Annotated in this window: 16 protein-coding genes; 11 read left to right on the top strand and 5 right to left on the bottom strand. The window is 65.4% G+C overall.

Translation table 11 applies throughout. The annotated features are described in order from the left end of the window. Positions 1–25 precede the first annotated feature (25 nt). On the bottom strand, positions 26–448 hold the full coding sequence (dksA, locus tag G455_RS0101390) for an RNA polymerase-binding protein DksA (protein WP_028092031.1): 423 nt from the start codon (positions 446–448) through the stop codon (positions 26–28). A 732-nt stretch (positions 449–1,180) separates the two neighbouring features. Between dksA and G455_RS0101385 the strand changes: the two genes are divergently transcribed. From G455_RS0101385 to G455_RS0101360, 6 genes are all read left to right on the top strand, one after another. Continuing rightward, a complete protein-coding gene (locus tag G455_RS0101385) occupies positions 1,181–2,026 on the top strand; it encodes an AAA family ATPase (RefSeq protein WP_028092030.1) in 846 nt (281 codons plus the stop codon). A 221-nt stretch (positions 2,027–2,247) separates the two neighbouring features. Beyond that, complete coding sequence (locus tag G455_RS0101380; protein WP_084436954.1) at positions 2,248–3,666, top strand: DUF2927 domain-containing protein; 1,419 nt, start codon at positions 2,248–2,250, stop codon at positions 3,664–3,666. A 6-nt stretch (positions 3,667–3,672) separates the two neighbouring features. Next, positions 3,673–3,840: a hypothetical protein gene (locus tag G455_RS25845; protein ID WP_028092028.1), complete on the top strand. Its 168-nt coding sequence runs from the start codon at positions 3,673–3,675 to the stop codon at positions 3,838–3,840. A 6-nt stretch (positions 3,841–3,846) separates the two neighbouring features. After that, positions 3,847–5,031 carry a vWA domain-containing protein gene (locus tag G455_RS0101370; protein ID WP_028092027.1) on the top strand — a complete coding sequence of 395 codons (1,185 nt, stop codon included), beginning with the start codon at positions 3,847–3,849 and terminating at the stop codon, positions 5,029–5,031. A gap of 176 nt (positions 5,032–5,207) precedes the next feature. Further along, on the top strand, positions 5,208–5,897 hold the full coding sequence (locus G455_RS0101365; RefSeq protein ID WP_028092026.1) for a M48 family metallopeptidase: 690 nt from the start codon (positions 5,208–5,210) through the stop codon (positions 5,895–5,897). Between the two features lie 25 nt (positions 5,898–5,922). After that, positions 5,923–6,921: an LLM class flavin-dependent oxidoreductase gene (locus G455_RS0101360; protein ID WP_028092025.1), complete on the top strand. Its 999-nt coding sequence runs from the start codon at positions 5,923–5,925 to the stop codon at positions 6,919–6,921. A 23-nt stretch (positions 6,922–6,944) separates the two neighbouring features. Here the strand turns inward: G455_RS0101360 and G455_RS0101355 are convergent, their stop codons facing one another. The 4 genes from G455_RS0101355 to G455_RS23070 all read right to left on the bottom strand — a co-directional run bounded on the left by G455_RS0101355 (position 6,945) and on the right by G455_RS23070 (position 12,257). Next, complete coding sequence (locus G455_RS0101355; RefSeq protein WP_028092024.1) at positions 6,945–7,487, bottom strand: RSP_2648 family PIN domain-containing protein; 543 nt, start codon at positions 7,485–7,487, stop codon at positions 6,945–6,947. Next, positions 7,484–8,683, bottom strand: coding sequence for an RSP_2647 family RNA methyltransferase (locus G455_RS0101350; protein ID WP_028092023.1), 1,200 nt, complete (start codon positions 8,681–8,683; stop codon positions 7,484–7,486). Before G455_RS0101350 ends, G455_RS0101355 begins: the two co-directional genes overlap by 4 nt. A gap of 461 nt (positions 8,684–9,144) precedes the next feature. Continuing rightward, positions 9,145–9,417, bottom strand: coding sequence for a hypothetical protein (locus tag G455_RS0101345; protein WP_028092022.1), 273 nt, complete (start codon positions 9,415–9,417; stop codon positions 9,145–9,147). After that, positions 9,414–12,257 (bottom strand): [protein-PII] uridylyltransferase family protein, encoded by a 2,844-nt coding sequence (locus tag G455_RS23070; protein ID WP_051312114.1) that lies wholly within the window; start codon positions 12,255–12,257, stop codon positions 9,414–9,416. The genes G455_RS0101345 and G455_RS23070 overlap by 4 nt, the downstream gene beginning before the upstream one ends. 83 nt (positions 12,258–12,340) lie before the next feature. On the opposite strand from G455_RS23070, the gene G455_RS0101335 reads away from it, so the two are divergent. From G455_RS0101335 to G455_RS0101315, 5 genes are all read left to right on the top strand, one after another. After that, complete coding sequence (locus G455_RS0101335) at positions 12,341–12,811, top strand: YbaK/EbsC family protein (RefSeq protein ID WP_028092021.1); 471 nt, start codon at positions 12,341–12,343, stop codon at positions 12,809–12,811. Between the two features lie 95 nt (positions 12,812–12,906). Beyond that, a complete protein-coding gene (locus tag G455_RS23065) occupies positions 12,907–14,505 on the top strand; it encodes a serine hydrolase (protein WP_035365892.1) in 1,599 nt (532 codons plus the stop codon). Positions 14,506–14,644: 139 nt separating this feature from the next. Further along, complete coding sequence (locus G455_RS0101325) at positions 14,645–15,115, top strand: DUF2852 domain-containing protein (protein WP_028092020.1); 471 nt, start codon at positions 14,645–14,647, stop codon at positions 15,113–15,115. Between the two features lie 73 nt (positions 15,116–15,188). Continuing rightward, positions 15,189–15,644, top strand: a complete 456-nt coding sequence (locus tag G455_RS0101320) for an RDD family protein (protein ID WP_028092019.1) — start codon at positions 15,189–15,191, stop codon at positions 15,642–15,644. A gap of 80 nt (positions 15,645–15,724) precedes the next feature. Further along, complete coding sequence (locus G455_RS0101315; protein ID WP_028092018.1) at positions 15,725–16,546, top strand: arginyltransferase; 822 nt, start codon at positions 15,725–15,727, stop codon at positions 16,544–16,546. Positions 16,547–16,924 lie beyond the last annotated feature (378 nt).

The following is a 16,924-nucleotide window of genomic DNA, read 5'->3' as shown; positions in this document are numbered from 1 at the left end:
GTTGCGCAGCCAAGGCCCCGCAAAATCAATCGTCGCGGTGAACCCGCTCGCGGCGCTCATGCCGTTCCTGCGCTTCAAGGCTCAGCGTCGTTGTCGGACGCGCCACCAAACGCTTCAACGAAATCGGTTCACCGGTTTCCTGGCAATATCCGAACTCGCCCTCGTCGATGCGGCGCAGGGCACTGTCGATCTTTGCCACCAGTTTGCGCTGGCGATCCCGGATCCTCAGTTCAAGCGCCCGGTCAGTCTCCTCGCTGGCCCTATCCGCGATATCCGGGATATTGCGGGTTCCGTCCTGCAGGCCGGCGATGGTGGACTTGCTTTCATTCAGCAACTCCCCCTTCTGGCGCAACAATTCACGGCGGAACCACTCTAGCTGCCGATCGTTCATAAACGGTTCGTCTTCGGCCGGGCGGTAATCCTCCGGCAAGAAAACTTCGGCTTTCATACCTTCTCCTTCCGGCCCGGGTCTGTCTGTAGATGTCACGTCATTCACCCGTGCTCTCATGCGGCTGCGTTTAGCCCAAGGCAGCAGGGTTGTCACTACACAAATATCCCTCTGGCCGGGGTTCTCCTCATGCAGCGCCGACAGACCCTGTTTCGGTCGCCCCGCCGCATGAAGGATCGACGGTGGTGCCACCCACCGTCCTGACAAGCATCATGCGCGCATATGACTGGAAAGTTTGAAGTTTTTTTTGGAAACAATCAAAACAACAATTCAATTGTCACAAAATTACATATAAATTTCAAAATACCGGGGCAATTCGATAGATTACGCCCCGAGCCATGGAACTGGCCATAAGAAACCGCCCCTCGCGCCGGTATTTCTTTCTTTTTTCCGGAGCAAGACCAGCGTGAAATCCGCGTTCGGGCCAAATTCGCACAGGTGCCGGCAATGCCTGGGTCGCGGCCCCCGAACGGATGCCCCCTGAACCGTCCGAAACGGAAGGCGTTCGGACTTTGGATGGCGCCCCCCGGTGCGGATCATTTCCGTCTCTTCCGCCCGACCGGTCCCCCGGGGTTCCGCCCCCCCCCCCCCGAACACGGTCGCTTCTGCGCCCTCCCAGTGCCCTCATGCCCGCCAGCGCCCCAACGGCACAACGGCCGTACCGGGGCTGACGCTTGCAAAGCCACCGACCTCTGAGTATCCCCAATCCTTGGGCACAGGAGGGAGAGCCGGATGACCGCACGTTTCGAAAGTACCAAGGATTACGTTGCAACCGACGATCTGACGATCGCTGTCAATGCCGCCGTCACGCTGGAACGACCGCTGTTGGTCAAGGGCGAACCCGGCACCGGCAAGACCGAACTCGCCAAACAGGTGGCCGCCTCTCTCGGGCTGCCGATGATCGAATGGAACATCAAATCCACCACCCGCGCGCAGCAGGGTCTTTATGAATATGACGCGGTCAGTCGGCTGCGCGACAGCCAGCTCGGCGACGAGCGGGTCTATGACGTCAAGAACTACATCAAGAAGGGCAAGCTCTGGCAGGCCTTCGAGGCCGACGAAAAGGTCGTGCTGCTGATCGACGAGATCGACAAGGCGGATATCGAGTTTCCGAACGACCTGCTGCAAGAGCTCGATAAGATGGAATTCTTCGTCTACGAGACCGGTGAAACCGTCAAGGCGCGGCAACGACCGATCGTCATCATCACCTCGAACAACGAGAAAGAGCTGCCCGACGCCTTCCTGCGCCGCTGCTTCTTCCATTATATCCGCTTCCCCGACGAACAGACCATGCGCAAGATCGTCGAGGTACACCACCCCGGCATCAAGGCCAGCCTGCTGACCGCCGCACTGACGCAGTTCTATGAACTGCGCGAAACCTCCGGGCTGAAAAAGAAACCCTCGACTTCCGAGGTGCTCGACTGGCTAAAACTGTTGCTGGCCGAGGATATGGATGCCGAGGATCTCCGGCGCGACGGGGCGAATGCCCTGCCCAAACTGCACGGAGCGCTTCTGAAGAACGAACAGGACGTGCATCTGTTCGAACGCCTCGCCTTCATGGCCCGCAGCCAGCGATAAGCGCGCCGCTCCATTTTCTTGCAAAGAAAATGACCCGGAATTTTTCGGAAAATTCCGCTGCGCCCCAGCCGGGGCGCGGCCTTCGGCCCGAGATGGTGCCTGGCGTGCAGACCCGTTGCGACGCGGCGCGATCGGGCCTATCGTCGACAGGATAGAGTATCCCCGTCCCGGTCAGAGGCATCCGGTACGGGTGTTTAGGCGTTTACGATCCGGCGAGCACGATGACCGATGCAGTCCCATTTCCTGCCGCAGCCCGGCTTCGGCGACATTCCTGGCGTGCCGGCCTTGCCGGTCTCGGGCTGGCTCTGCTCGGTGCCTGTTCGGTGGTCCCGCTGGAGGATACCCCGACCCGCGCACGCATCGCCGACAGCACCCTGCCGCCGATGAAGGCCTTTGCCACGCCGCAGCCGCAGGCGCCAAGCCGGTCGAACGCCAATATCGCCGCCGATTTCCTGGCGCTGCATTTCCAACTGGAAAGTGGCCGCAAACTCCAGACCTTCACCCGCTTCGAAACCCCGATCACCGTGCGTGTCACCGGGAAACCACCGGCCAGCCTGGCGCCCGATCTGCGCCGGCTTCTGCTTCGGCTGCGGCGCGAGGCCGGCATCGACATCCACGAGATCGACCAGGGCCCCGCCAACATCACCATCGAGACGGTCAGCCGCGCCGAAATTCGCCGTACCCTGCCCCAGGCGGCCTGTTTCGTGGTGCCCAATGTCTCGAGCTTCGATGAATTCCGCCGTGACCGCCGCAAACCCAAGACCAGTTGGTCGGCACTGCACGAGCGCACACGAATGGGCATCTTCGTACCCTATGACAGCACCCCGCAGGAGCTGCGCGATTGTCTGCACGAGGAACTGGCCCAGGCACTTGGGCCGCTGAACGATCTTTACCGGCTGCCGGATTCGGTCTTCAACGACGACAATGTGCATACGGTGCTGACCGGCTTTGACATGCTGATCCTGCGCGCGACTTATGCGCAAGGGCTACATTCCGGCATGACCGAGGGCCAGGTGGCGGCGCGGCTGCCGGCCATCCTGTCGCGGCTGAACCCAGCCGGCGACCGGGTGGCGCCCCGACCTGTCAGCCTGACACCCCGCGCCTGGATCGACGCGGTGCAGACCGCGCTGGGGCCCGATGTCCCGCTTCCCGCCCGGCGCGGCGCCGCCGCCACCGCCACCCGCATTGCCCAGGAACAGGGCTGGGCGGATCAGCGGCTGGCCTTCAGCTATTACCTTCAGGGGCGCATCCTGCAGCTTACCGATCCGGATCAGGCGCAAACGCAGTTCCGCGCCGCCGAAGCGGTGCTGAACCGCAGCCCCGACACCCAGCTTCACAAGGCGCTGATCATTACCCAGACCGCCGCCTATGCCATCGCCCGGGGGCAGCCGCAGCAGGCCCTGGCCCAGATCGACCCGATGCTGCCGCTGGCCAGACAATCGGAAAACGCCGCCCTGCTGGCGACGCTGATGATGCTGAAAGCCGAAGCGCTGGACGAGGCCGGAGACCACAGGCAGGCCGAAACGCTGCGGCTGGACAGCCTGGGCTGGGCGCGCTACGGATTCGGTTCCGACTGGGCCGTGCGCTCGAAGATGCGCGAGATCGCGGCGCTCAATCCCGGCAAAGCAAATCAGGGGTAACCCGGCATGATCGTTCTTTTAGCCGCCGTGATCGGCGCCCTGATCGGCGGTTTCACCGCCCGGAAACGTGACGGCAAACCGGCCGATATCGCGCAATATGCTGCTGGCTATGCGATTGCCTTCGCTATTATCGGGGTGATCGCGACGATCCTGATCCACCGCGCAGCCCTGTGAGGTCCAATGTTCCTTCCCTTCTTCGAAAACCTCCGCAAGGCCGGCATTCCCGTCTCGCTTCGGGAGTATCTCGCCTTTCTCGAAGGCATGAAGGCGGGGCTCGCCACCTATGACGTCGAGGCGTTCTATTACCTCGCCCGCACGGTGATGGTGAAGGACGAACGCAATCTCGACAAATTCGACCGCGCCTTTGCCGCCAGCTTCAAGGGGCTAGAACAGATCAGCTTCGATCAGGTGCTGGAGGCCGTCGATCTGCCCGCCGACTGGCTGGCCAAGATGGCTGAAAAACACCTGAGCGAAGAAGAAAAGGCCGAGATCGAGTCACTGGGCGGCTTCGAAAAGCTGATGGAGACGCTGAAAGAGCGCCTGAAGGAACAGCAGGGCCGCCATCAGGGCGGTAACAAGTGGATCGGCACCGCCGGCACCTCGCCCTTCGGCGCCCATGGCTACAACCCCGAAGGGGTGCGCATCGGCCAGGACGAAAGCCGCCACCGCCGCGCAGTCAAGGTCTGGGACAAGCGCGAATTCAAGAACCTTGACGATACCGTCGAACTGGGCACCCGCAACATCAAGGTGGCGCTGAAACGGCTGCGCCGCTGGGCCCGCGAGGGCGCGGCGGAGGAGCTGGATCTGGACGGCACCATCCGCGCCACTGCCGAGAACGGCTATCTCGACGTCAAGACCCGCCCCGAACGGCACAATGCGGTCAAGGTGCTGCTGTTTCTCGATGTCGGCGGCTCGATGGACCCCCATATCAAGGTGGTCGAAGAACTGTTCTCGGCGGCGCGGACCGAATTCAAGCATCTGGAATATTTCTATTTCCACAATTGCCTCTACGAAGGCGTCTGGCGCGACAATCGCCGCCGCTGGGATGCCCAGACCCCGACCGAAGAGGTGCTGCGCACCTATGGGCCGGATTACAAATGCATCTTTGTCGGCGATGCCTCGATGTCGCCCTACGAGATCGCCTATGCCGGCGGCGCCAACGAACATTGGAATGCCGAGGCTGGTCAGGTCTGGCTTGCCCGCGCCCGCGAGCAGTGGAAAGACAACCTCTGGATCAACCCGGTGCCCGAGAAATACTGGGACTATACCCATTCGATCCAGATGATCCGCGAGATCTTCGATAGCCGCATGGTGCCGATGACGCTTTCGGGTCTGGAAAAGGGCATGAAGGAGCTGACGCGCTGATCGCGGTGTGCCCCGTCTGAAAGGGCGCTTCGCGCCCTGCCTCCGGCGGGGATATTGGTGGCCAGAAAAAGACCGGAGCAGCGCCCGGGCGTCATGACGGGGCGGCATCGGCCGAACCTGCGGCTCGCCCCCCCTGTGTGCTTGCCGCCGACGCGCCGGCGCCCCATATTCCCCCCATGATCCGTATTACCCCCATTCTTCTGGCCATTCTCTACGCGTTGGTGATGTACCGTCTTTCGACCTGGCGCACCCATCGCGAGCTGGACGCGCGTTCGACAGAATTGGCCGACCCGGGGCTGAAGGCGTTGACCGACCGGCTTGCCGCCGCACTGGGGCTGGCGAGAATCCCGGTCTATATCTATGAAATCGACCCGGTGAACGGCTTGGCAGCGCCGGACGGGCGCATCTTCATCACCCGCGGCTTCTATCGCAAATACCGCAACGGCGAGGTGTCGGGCGAGGAGATGGCCAGCGTCATCGCCCATGAGCTAGGCCATGTGGCGCTGGGGCACGCACGGCGGCGGATGCTCGATTTTTCCGGCCAGAATGCGCTCAGGACCGCGCTGATCATGGTATTGGGACGGATCATTCCGGTGGCCGGCGTCTGGATCGCCAATATGCTCACCTCGCTTCTGGCGGCCCGGCTGTCGCGTGGCGACGAATACGAAGCCGACGAATATGCCGCCGCGCTGCTGACCAAGGCCGGCATCGGCATCGCCCCGCAGAAATCGCTTTTCGCCAAGCTGGAGGAGCTCACCCAATCGCGCGCTGGCGTCGCCCCCGCCTGGCTGATGAGCCACCCGAAAACCACCGAGCGCATCGCCGCGCTCGAACGGCTGGAAGCCCGTTGGCAAACCACCCGCTGACCCGATCACTCCCGAAGGATTTCCCATGCGTTACTCTCTGCTCGATCTGGCGCCGATCCCTGAAGGCGCCGATGCCGCCCAGTCGATCCGCAATTCCACCGCCCTGGCGCAGGCGGCAGAAGGATTGGGGTATCACCGCTACTGGCTGGCGGAGCATCACAACATGCCCGGCATCGCCTCTTCGGCCACAGCGGTGATGATCGGCCATATCGCCGCCCATACCAAACGGATGCGGGTGGGATCGGGGGGCGTGATGCTGCCCAATCATTCGCCGCTGGTGATCGCCGAGCAATTCGGCACCCTGGCCGCCATTCACGGCCCCCGCATCGACCTTGGGCTCGGTCGCGCGCCTGGCACCGATATGGAGACCGCCCGGGCGCTGCGCCGCAACATGGCGGCGCAAGATACCTTCCCGCAGGATGTGCTGGAACTGATGGCCTATCTGGGCGATCCCGAGCCGGGACAGAAACTGCATGCGATCCCGGGCGAAGGCAGCAAGGTGCCGGTCTGGATCCTCGGCTCCTCGCTCTATGGCGCGCAACTGGCCGCGCATCTGGGGCTGCCCTACGCCTTCGCCTCGCATTTCGCCCCCGACATGCTGGGCCAGGCCGCCGAGGTCTATCGCCGCGATTTCAAGCCCTCGGAAGTCCTCTCCGCGCCGCATTTCATGATGGCGATGAACATCTTCGCCGCCGATACGCCGGATCACGCGGTCTTTCTGAAAACCTCAATGCAGCAGGCCTTTATCCGGCTGCGCTCGGGCCAGCCCAGCAAGCTGCCGCGCCCGGTCGAGCGGATCGAGGAGGTGGCACCGGCGGGCTGGATTGCGCGCGTCGATCATGCGCTATCGGTCAGCGCGACAGGCGACGCCCTCCAGGTGAGGGAACAGACCGCCCGTCTGATCGAAGCCTATCAGCCGGATGAGGTCATGATCTCGGGCCAAATCCACGATCCGCAAGCGCGCATCCGATCTTTCGAAATCGCGGCCGAGGTGATGCAAAGCCTCGGGGCGGAGCCCAGCTGACCCCCCGGCGCATCTGGCCGGGCCTACCCGGCCAGCGCCTTGCCCAGGCGCGGCAGCCGCGCCTTCTTCATCAGCCCGCGAATATCCCAGCCGCCGCCGGCCATCGCATTGGCCTGCGCCAGCACCCGGGCGCCGACACCGGCCATGCCGCCCGGGTCCGTCTGCCACAGACCATGCAGAAAACCGTCGGGCTCCAGCCGATCAAGCCCTTCCTCGGACAGGATATTTCTGGGGAAATCCTGCCGGTTCACAGTCAGGATCGCATCGGCGGAGGAGGCCACGGCAACCGCCAGGACATGCACATCCGCCGGATCGGGCAGCCAGAGCCGCGCCTCGATCCCCGGGGCCGGCGGCACCTCCGCCCCCGGCCAGTCGGCGCGCAACAACGCGATTTCCCCCCGCGCCTGCGCCTCGCCCGCGGGGCCCAGCTTGATCGCCGCGCGCGCCCATTCCTCAAGGATACGCGCCGACCAGAGCGGCGCGTAGTGCCCAAGCTTGGCCGCCCCCAACAGCATCTCGCGCATCACCGTGGGGTAAAGCACGCAGGTATCCAGAACGATCTTCACAGCCGGAAGAACAGCGCCTTGAGATACGCCGTCTCGGCCAGTTGCGGCAATTGCGGATGATCCGGTCCGGCAAAGCCGGTGTGCAAGAGCTGCCCGCGCCGCCCGGCCTTGCCGATGCCGCGAGCAGAGGCGGCACGGAAATTCGCCAGATCGGCGGCATGGGAACAGGAACACAGCCCCAGATAGCCGCCCGGCACCACCAACGCCGCCGCCAGCCGCGCCACCCTCTCATAGGCCCGCAGCCCCGCATCCAGTGCCTGCTTGTTCGGCGCAAAGGCAGGCGGATCGCAGACCACCACGTCGAATTGCGCCCCCTCGGCGGCCAGTGCCGCCATCACGTCAAAGGCATCGCCCTGCCGGATCGCGAACCGCTCGGCCATGCCGCCCGCATCGGCGCCCGCCTCGGCCAGCTCCAGCGCCGGGGCGGAGCCGTCGACTGCCAGCGCCTGGCCGGCGCCGGCCGCCAGCATCGCGAGCCCAAAGCCCCCGACATGAGAGAATACATCCAGCACCCGTGCGCCCGGCGCCACCAGACGGGCGGCAAAGCCATGGTTCGGTCGCTGATCATAGAACAGCCCGGTCTTCTGCCCGCCGGTCAGATCGGCCATATAGGTGGCCCCGTTCATCGGCACCGGCACTGCCGCCGCCGGCGCCACGCCCCGCAGAACCGCACTGGTATCATCCAGCCCCTCCAGCACCCGGGTACGGCCAGAGGCGTTCTTCAGAACCGTGCTCACGCCGGTAACCTCGATCAGCGCGGCGGCCAGTTCCTCGACCAGAACCTCGGCCCAGGCGGCATTGGGTTGGATCACCGCCGCATCGCCGAAGCGGTCGATCACCACCCCGGGCAACCCGTCGGCCTCGGCATGGATCAGCCGATAGAAGGGCTGGTCATACAGCCGTTTGCGCAGTTCCAGCGCGCGGGCGATCCGGGCGGCGAACCAGGCCCGATCGATCACCGCCGCCGGATCACGATCCAGCATGCGGCAGATGATGCGCGAGGCGGGATTGACCGCCACCACCCCCATCTCGACCCGGGTGCTGTCCTCCAGCACCGCAAGACTGCCGGGCGACAGCGCCCTGGTGCGCCGATCGGTGACCAGCTCATTGGCATAGACCCAGGGAAAACCATGACGGATCGCCCGGGCATTGGCCTTGGGCATCAGTCGAACGCGGGGAAGATCATCGGTTGTCATGTCGCCCTCATAAGCCCAATGCAGGCGGCTGGAAAGAGGGACTGCGCGCCCTCAGAGGCCGAGACAAAAAGTGTCCCCGAACGCGCCTGAGCTCCACAACGAGGTGCCCCTTTGCCATGCCACCACCGATCGCGGCTGATCTCGGGCACCGAAGAACCACTCCAGGGGAGCGCTTTGCGCACGGCCCTCTCTGGGCCCGGCTCATTCGCCGCTGAAAACAGCCCACCGGACTGTGTGCCCCTGCGCCTCCCCGGGGCTCCACCCGTTCACGGCGGGAAACAGTCCAGCATCTTTTTCTGGCTGCAAATATCCCGGGGGGGGAGGCCGCAGGACATGGGGGGCAGAGTCCCCCGCCTCGTACCCCCTGCACAAGACTGCAACCTAACGCCTCCCGGCGCCTCCCCGGGGCTACGCCCGTTCGCGGCTGAAAACAGTCCACTGGACTGTTTTCCTGGCGCCGCTCACCCCTCGCGTCGGCCGCGCCAGCCGCCGCGCCGGCGGGGCGCCGCGCCGGGCAGCAAACCGGCGCGCAAGACGCTGGTCATCGGGTGGTCCGGCGCCCCTGCCCCATAGAACTCAAGCATCGCCTCCACCGCAGCAGGTTGCGCCCAGCCCTCGGGCAGCCCCAGCGCCCAGTCGAGGAAGATGATCCGACATTCCGGTTCGCTGATGCCTTCGATCCGATAGGCTTCGCGGATCAGTGCCTTCGGATCGGCGGGATGATCGCCCTTCATGCTGCACTTCCTTTCGATATGCTGTCATCGCCGGCCCCGGGGACACCGTCATCGTCCCGCTCGCCCACCATCGCCGCGTCGATCACTGCCGCCGCCCTCTCGTACCCATGCGCCAGCCGCTGCCGCAAGCCATCAAGCGTCTCGGAACCGGTGGCGCGGCACAGGAAGGCCGCCGCCCCTTCGCCCAGGACTTCGTCCCTGATCCCGTCGGAGGAAATCAACCGGGCCGCGGTGTTGACCGACCAACACAGCTCATAGGCGCGTTCCAACACCAGCGCCGCCTCAGCACTGAGCCAATTCACCGCCACCGCCCCCTTGAGCCCCGACGCCACATCCCGCGTAGCGCTGCCAGACAGCAATGCGCCGGTCTGCGCCACCAGTTCGAGATCCAGCATCCGCCCGGCGCCAGTCTTGGCATCCCACAGCCCCGCCGGCACCTTGGCCGCGGCGATCCTCTCGCGCATCTCGGCCACATCGGCGATCAGCCCGGCCCGGTCGTGCGGGCCACCGACAATCTCGCGGCGGAATGCCTCGATATCGCGCCCCAGCTCCGCGTCGCCCGCCACCACCCGCGCCCGGGTCAGCGCCAGATGCTCCCAGCTCCAGGCCTCCTGGCGCTGGTAATGGGTGAAACTGGCCCAGCTCGTCGCCACCGGCCCCTGGCTGCCCGAGGGGCGCAGCCGCATATCGACCTCATAGAGCCGCCCTTCCGCCATCGGCGCGCTCAGGGCAGTGACCAGCGCCTGGGTCAGCCGGGCATAATAGGGCCGAACCGCCAGGGGCCGCGGCCCATCCGACATTTCGGCCTCTTGCGGGTCATAGATCACGATCAGATCCAGATCCGAATTGGCGTTCAGTCGCCGCGCCCCCAGCGATCCCATGCCCAGCACCGCCGCGCCACGCCCCGGCGGGGTACCATGCTTGGCAGCGAACTGCCGGATCACCAGCGGCGTGACCGCAGCGATCACCGCGCCGGCCAGTTCGGCATATTGCCCACCGGCCCGATCCGCCGGGATCAGCCCGCGCAGCAGATGCACGCCGATGCGAAACCGCCATTCCTTCATCCAGCGCCGCGCCGCATCAAGCTGGGTTTCATAATCCGTCTCTGCCGCCAGCCGCGCCTCCAGTTCAGCCCTGAGCGCGGCTTCTCCCGGCCAGTCGCTGAAGAAAGCGCCCCCGATCACCGCATCGAAGACACTGGAATTGCGCGACAGATATTGCGCCAGCGCATGCGAGGTGCCAGCGATGTCGATCAGCAAGTCGATCAACTGCGGATTGGCCTCGAACAGCGAAAACACCTGCACCCCGGCCGGCAGGCCCGACAGGAAACCGTCGAAGGCCAGAAGGGTTTCCTCGGGTTTGGCGGTATGGGCCATCCGCGCCAGCAGATCGGGTTTCAGCCGGTCGAAAATATGCTGCGCCCGCTGCGATCTCAGCGCCGGATAGCCGGGCCAGCGCGCCATGATCGAGGTATCGAGCCCCTCGGCCGCCTCTTCCTCTGCTTCCGGTTCCGGCACCGCGTCAGGGGCGAAGAAATCCTCGGTCAGCGCGTGAACGCGGGCCAGCCGGTCGGCCACCTGGTTGCGCAGCTCCTGCTGCGACATCCCCATCAGGCAGGCGATCCGTTCGATCCCGTCTTCGGTTGCCGGCATGCGGTGGGTCTGGGCGTCGTGGATCATCTGGATCCGGTGCTCCACCTCGCGATGGGCGCGGTAATGGTCGGTCAGTTCCCTGGCGATCTCGGGTTCCACCCAGCCCTTGCCGGCCAGCGCGGCCAGCCCCTCGACCGTGCCGCGCAGGCGCAGATCGGGATCGCGACCGCCGGCGATCAATTGCCGGGTCTGGGTGAAGAATTCGATCTCGCGGATGCCGCCACGGCCCAGTTTCATGTCATGCCCCGGCACCACGATCGGCCCGCCGGTGCCCTTGTTCGCCCGAATGCGCAGCCGCATGTCATGGGCATCCTGAATGGCGGCGAAATCCAGATGCCGGCGCCAGACGAAGGGACGCAGGGTCTGCAGGAACCGCTCTCCCGCCACCAGGTCGCCGGCACAGGGCCGCGCCTTGATATAGGCGGCGCGCTCCCAGGTGCGCCCGAGGCTTTCGTAATAGGTTTCCGCCGCCGCCATCGAGATGCAGACCGGAGTGACCGAAGGATCGGGCCGAAGCCTCAGATCGGTGCGAAAGACATAGCCATCCGCCGTCTTGTCCGACAACAGCGCCGCCATGTTGCGGGTGGCGCGGATCAGGCTGGCGCGCGCCTCCTGATACTCATCAAGGCCATATCGGGTCTCGTCGAACAGGCAGATCAGGTCGATGTCGGAACTGTAGTTCAGCTCGTGCGCACCCATCTTACCCATCGCCAACACGGTGAGACCGGCAGCCTCGGCCACATCCTCGGGCCCCTGCCCGGGCAGCTTTCCGCGCCGGATCAGCGCGGCGATTTCAGCCTTCAGCGCCAGATCGCAGGCGAGCCCTGCGAAATCGGTCAACAGCCCGGTCACCTGCTCCAGCGGCCAGGCACCGGCCAGATCGGCCAGCGCGGTGATCAGCGCCACCCGCCGCTTGGCCTGGCGCAGGCCGGCTTTCAACTGATCGGGGGCGAGTTCGCGACACTCCTCCAGCACCGCCGCCGCCGCGGCCTCGGGATCGTCGAGCGCCGCCTCCAGCCATGCGGCCTCGCGCGTGATCAGCCCCTTCAGATAGGGGCTGGTCCCGCCGGCGCCGGCAATCAGCCGCGCGTGATCACCGGTTACCCCCGGCAGGGTGGCGCGGGTTTCCTCCCCCAGCGCCGGATCGAAGGGGCGCGGCAGCCGCGCGATATTCAGCGGGTTGGTCATGCGCCGCAGGGTGCGGCGCGACGGGCGTGGCGTCAATGCGGGAAACGCTTGAACTCTGGCTGCCAGGCGGCAATCCTGCGCCCATGAGCAAAAGCATGAAACGCGTCCGTGCCGCCCTGGAGGCCGCCGGACTTGATCCGCAAATCCGTGAAACCGAGCTGGCCCGGACCGCCGCCGACGCTGCGGCCGCCATCGGCTGCGAAGTCGACCAGATTGCCAAGTCGATCATCTTCAAGGGCGAAGAGAGCGGCGAGGCAATCCTGTTCCTGACCGCCGGCGGCAATCAGGTCGATGCCGCCAAAGCGGCCGAAATCGCCGGCGAACCGCTGGGCAAGGCCGATGCGGCGCTGGTGCGGGCGCAGACCGGATTTGCCATCGGCGGCGTCTCTCCTGTCGGGCATCTCAATCCGATCCGCGCCTTCCTCGATCCGCGGCTCGAAGCGTTCAACCTGGTCTGGGCCGCCGCCGGAACGCCGCATCACGTCTTTCCGATCTCGATCGACGATCTCGAACGGCTGACCGGCGCGCGCAAGGCTGAATTTACCGCTGGCTAACACTGGGCCGTCCCCAGGCTTGGCCGAAGCCTGCGCGGCGGCTAATGTCTTTCGCAGGTGCCGCTGTTGGCATCCCTCGACGAAGGACAAATGTATTGTATTTTCAGCGTTTTGGTGCCCCCGTGGCGCTTATCCTCGGGCTGAGCCTGACGGCCGCCCGGGCCGATGTCACCTTGCCCCCCCTGGCCCTGCCCGATCCGATGCCGGCGCCGCCTCAGACCATTCTGTTGCCGGTGCCCGACAGCCGGATCGACGCGGCCATCGCCACGCTCGATGATCTGGGCCAGCAGATACTTGAGCGCAGCGGCGTGCCCGGCCTGGCCATCGCGGTAGTGCATCACGGCCAGACCGTCTATGCCCGTGGCTTCGGCTTGCGCGCGGTGGACCAGCCCGAACCCGTCGATGCCGACACTGTCTTCCTGCTCGCCTCGCTGTCGAAATCGGTTGGCGCCACCGTGGTCGCCGCCGAGGTCGGGGCCGGCACGGTCCGCTGGGACAGCCCGGTGCATGATTTCCTGCCCTGGTTCGACCTGGGCGATCCCTGGATCGACGACCATGTGACCATTGGCGATCTCTATGCTCACCGCTCCGGCCTGCCTGATCATGCCGGCGACGATCTGGAGGATATCGGCTATGACCGCCGCGCGATCTTCGACCGGCTGGCGATCCTGCCCCGATACCCGTTCCGCGCCCATTACGCCTATACCAACTTCGGCCTGACCGCCGGCGCCGAGGCGGTGGCCGTGGCCGCCGGCACCGACTGGGCCAGTCTGTCGGAGCAGGCGATCTACACCCCGCTCGGGATGGGATCGACCAGCTCGCGCCACGCCGATTACATGGCCCGTCCCAACCGGGCGGCCAGCCATGTGCGTGACGGAGACCATTTCACCGTCTCCGACCAGCGCCAGCCCGATGCGCAAAGCCCGGCGGGCGGCGTCAGCTCCTCAGTCAACGACATGGCGCGCTGGATGGCGATGGTGCTGGCCACCGGCAAGGTCGGCGACCGGCAACTGATTGCCGCCGATGCGCTGATCCCGGCGATCTCGCCGCAGGCGATCGACGGGCTGCCGATATCGCCCGATGCGCGCCCCAGCCTCTATGGCTATGGCTTCGGCGTCGGCACCCGGCCCAGCGGACGGGTGGTGATCAGCCATTCCGGCGCCTTCGCCCTAGGGGCCTCCACCACCTATATGCTGATCCCCGATCTTGACCTCGGGATCGTGGTGCTGAGCAATGCGCTACCCACCGGCGCACCCGAGGCGATCGCCGCCTCCTTCGCGGACCGCGCCGAACTCGGGGTCGACAGCCGTGACTGGTTCGCAGGCTACGCCCCGCGCATGGCGGCACTCTCCGCCCCGGTCGGCAGCCTGGTCGGCGTCAGCCCCCCGGCCAACCCGGTTCCCGCCCGCCCCGACGCCACCTACATAGCGGAATACGCCAGCCCCTATTTCGGCACCGCCCTGGTCGAGGCCAGCGATCAGGGGCTGATCCTGCGGCTCGGCCCCGACGGCCGCGTCCTGCCGATGACCCATTGGGACGGTGACAGTTTCGTCGTCTACCCGGTGACCGAGAACCAGCCCGCCGGCTCGATCTCCCGGGTGGATTTCCAGTCCGAGGACGACGACAGGCCCTTCCTGATGACGGTCGAACACCTGAACGAAAACGGCCTGGGTCAGTTCAAGACCCACAAATAGGTCGCAAATATTTGTTCCAAAAGGAAACTTCAGGCAAATGTAAAAAACATTCACATACCTCTTGCAAACCGGCTGTCGGGTTCCGATCTTCGATAATGTGAAAGGCATTCACATCGCATCTGTTCTGGAGACACCGACAATGACCATGCTTACCGACCCAGCCGCCGGCTACGCCCGTTACGGCTGGTTTTCGCGGATCGAAGGCTGGCTAGACAGCAAGGGCAAAGGCGCCTGGATCGCTGTCATGGTTCTTGGCTTCGTCCTCTTCTGGCCGGTTGGCCTTGCTATTCTGTTCTATATGATCTGGGGAAAACACATGTTCCGCTCGTCCTGCTCGCACCGCTCCTCCCGTCACGGTTTCGGCCATGGTCGTGGCATGGGCCGGCACAGCGGGCTCGCCATGTCCTCGGGCAACAGCGCCTTTGACGCCTATCGCGCGGAAACCCTGCGCCGGCTGGAGCAGGAGCAGACCGATTTCGAAGCCTTCCTGACCCGCCTGCGCGAGGCCAAGGACAAGGCCGAATTCGACCAGTTCATGGACGATCGCACCCGCCGCGCCGCCGAAGAGGCCTCGACCGAGGCCGATGAGGCGCCGGACCAACAGCGCTGATCCCGACCGGCTCTTTCAAGGGCCCCGGCACCCGCCGGGGCCTTCTTTCCCCCCTACACAAGATCACGCCCCGATGACCTATACCGCCCCGAGCCCGCATCTGCCGGACCCCGACCGCCAGCCGCAATTCTATCAGGGGGTTGCCAGCAGACGGCTTATTGCCTGGCTCGTCGACAGTCTGATCACCCTGGCGCTGACCCTCGGGGTGGTGCTGGTGACCGCCTTCGTCGGCCTGCTGATCTGGCCCTTCCTGTTTGTCACCCTCGGCTTCGCCTATCGCCTGGTGACGCTGGCCAACGGCTCGGCCACCTGGGGCATGCGCTTCGCCGGGATCGAATTGCGCGATGGCGGCGGCCAGAGGCTCGATCTCGGACAGGCCTTCCTGCACACGCTCGGTTTCAGCGTCTGCATCGCGCTGCCGATCTTTCAACTGATCTCGGTGGTGATGATGCTGACCAGCGCCCGCGGCCAGGGGCTGCCCGACCTCTTCGTCAACACAGTCATGCTGAACCGTCGCGCCACATTCTAGGGACGAAAAGGTCACGCAATCGCCACTTGGCGGGTCTGAAATCGGTTGTTATCATCCCGTCACACAGCCGCGGAAGACCCATGCGCCATACACTTCCCATCGCGCCGCAATTCTACGTCACGGCCCCGCAACCCTGCCCCTATCTGGCCGGCAGAATGGAGCGTAAGCTGTTCACCGCGCTGCAGGGCGAAGGGGCGGAGCGGCTCAACAACGCGCTGTCGCAACAGGGGTTCCGCCGGTCGCAGAACGTGCTTTACCGCCCCTCCTGTTCCGATTGCGCCGCCTGCCTCTCGGCCCGGATCGACGTCGCGGCCTTCACCCCCACCAAGACACAGAAGCGCATCGCCAGGCGCAACGCCCATCTCAGCCGCCGCGCCACCTCGCCCTGGGCGACGGAGGATCAATATGATCTCTTCCGCCGCTATCTGGATGCGCGCCACGCCGATGGCGGCATGGCCGATATGGATGTCTTCGAATTCGCCGCGATGATCGAGGAAACCCCGATCCGCAGCCGGGTGATCGAATATACCGACCCGGCCAGTCGCGCGCTCATCGCAGTCTCGCTGACCGATGTGCTCGATGACGGGCTCAGCATGGTCTATTCCTTCTACACCCCGGACCAGCCCAAGGCCTCGCTCGGCACCTGGATGATCCTCGATCATATCGAGATCGCGCGAGAAAACGATCTTCCCTATGTCTATCTCGGCTATTGGGTGCCGGGCAGCCCGAAGATGGGCTACAAGTCCAAGTTCTCCGGGCTCGAGGTCTACGTCGGCGGCCAGTGGCAGAAGATGACCGATCCGGAGACCTTCTCCGCCACCATCCACCCGCTCTCGACCGATCCGATCGCCGAACAGGTCGCCAATATCTCGCTGCCCGACCGCCACCCGACCCGGCGCTGATCCGGGCCTGCCCTGCCAACCGCGGCCCTTCTAGGTGCCGGTCCCGGCGACATCGCCCCCTCGTTGCGTGCCAACCGCCTCCCCCCGGGCGCCACAGGCCCGAGGAGGAACCAAGACTGCTCCGGGGATAGGGTTTTCCCGCCGAACCGGCCGCTGAACGTCTGTCCGGGCGCCTCCCCGAGGCTCCGCCCGTTCGTGGCTGAAACAGTCCTCAGGACTATTTTCCCTGCGCCTTCCGGGGCGCCGCCCGCTCGCCCCTGAAACGCTCCACCGCAGCGTTTCCAAGACGGGGCTCCCCCTTTTTCTGGCTGCAAATATCCCGGGGTGAATGCGCCGCAAGGCGCAGAGGGGCAGCACCCCTGCCCCCCCAAGGCCGGC

Origin of the sequence: Pseudodonghicola xiamenensis DSM 18339, from assembly GCF_000429365.1 — a bacterium.
In the GTDB taxonomy this organism is placed as follows: domain Bacteria; phylum Pseudomonadota; class Alphaproteobacteria; order Rhodobacterales; family Rhodobacteraceae; genus Pseudodonghicola; species Pseudodonghicola xiamenensis.
The sequence above is the reverse complement of the archived record's forward strand: the minus strand, read 5'-3'. Positions and strand labels throughout refer to the sequence as shown.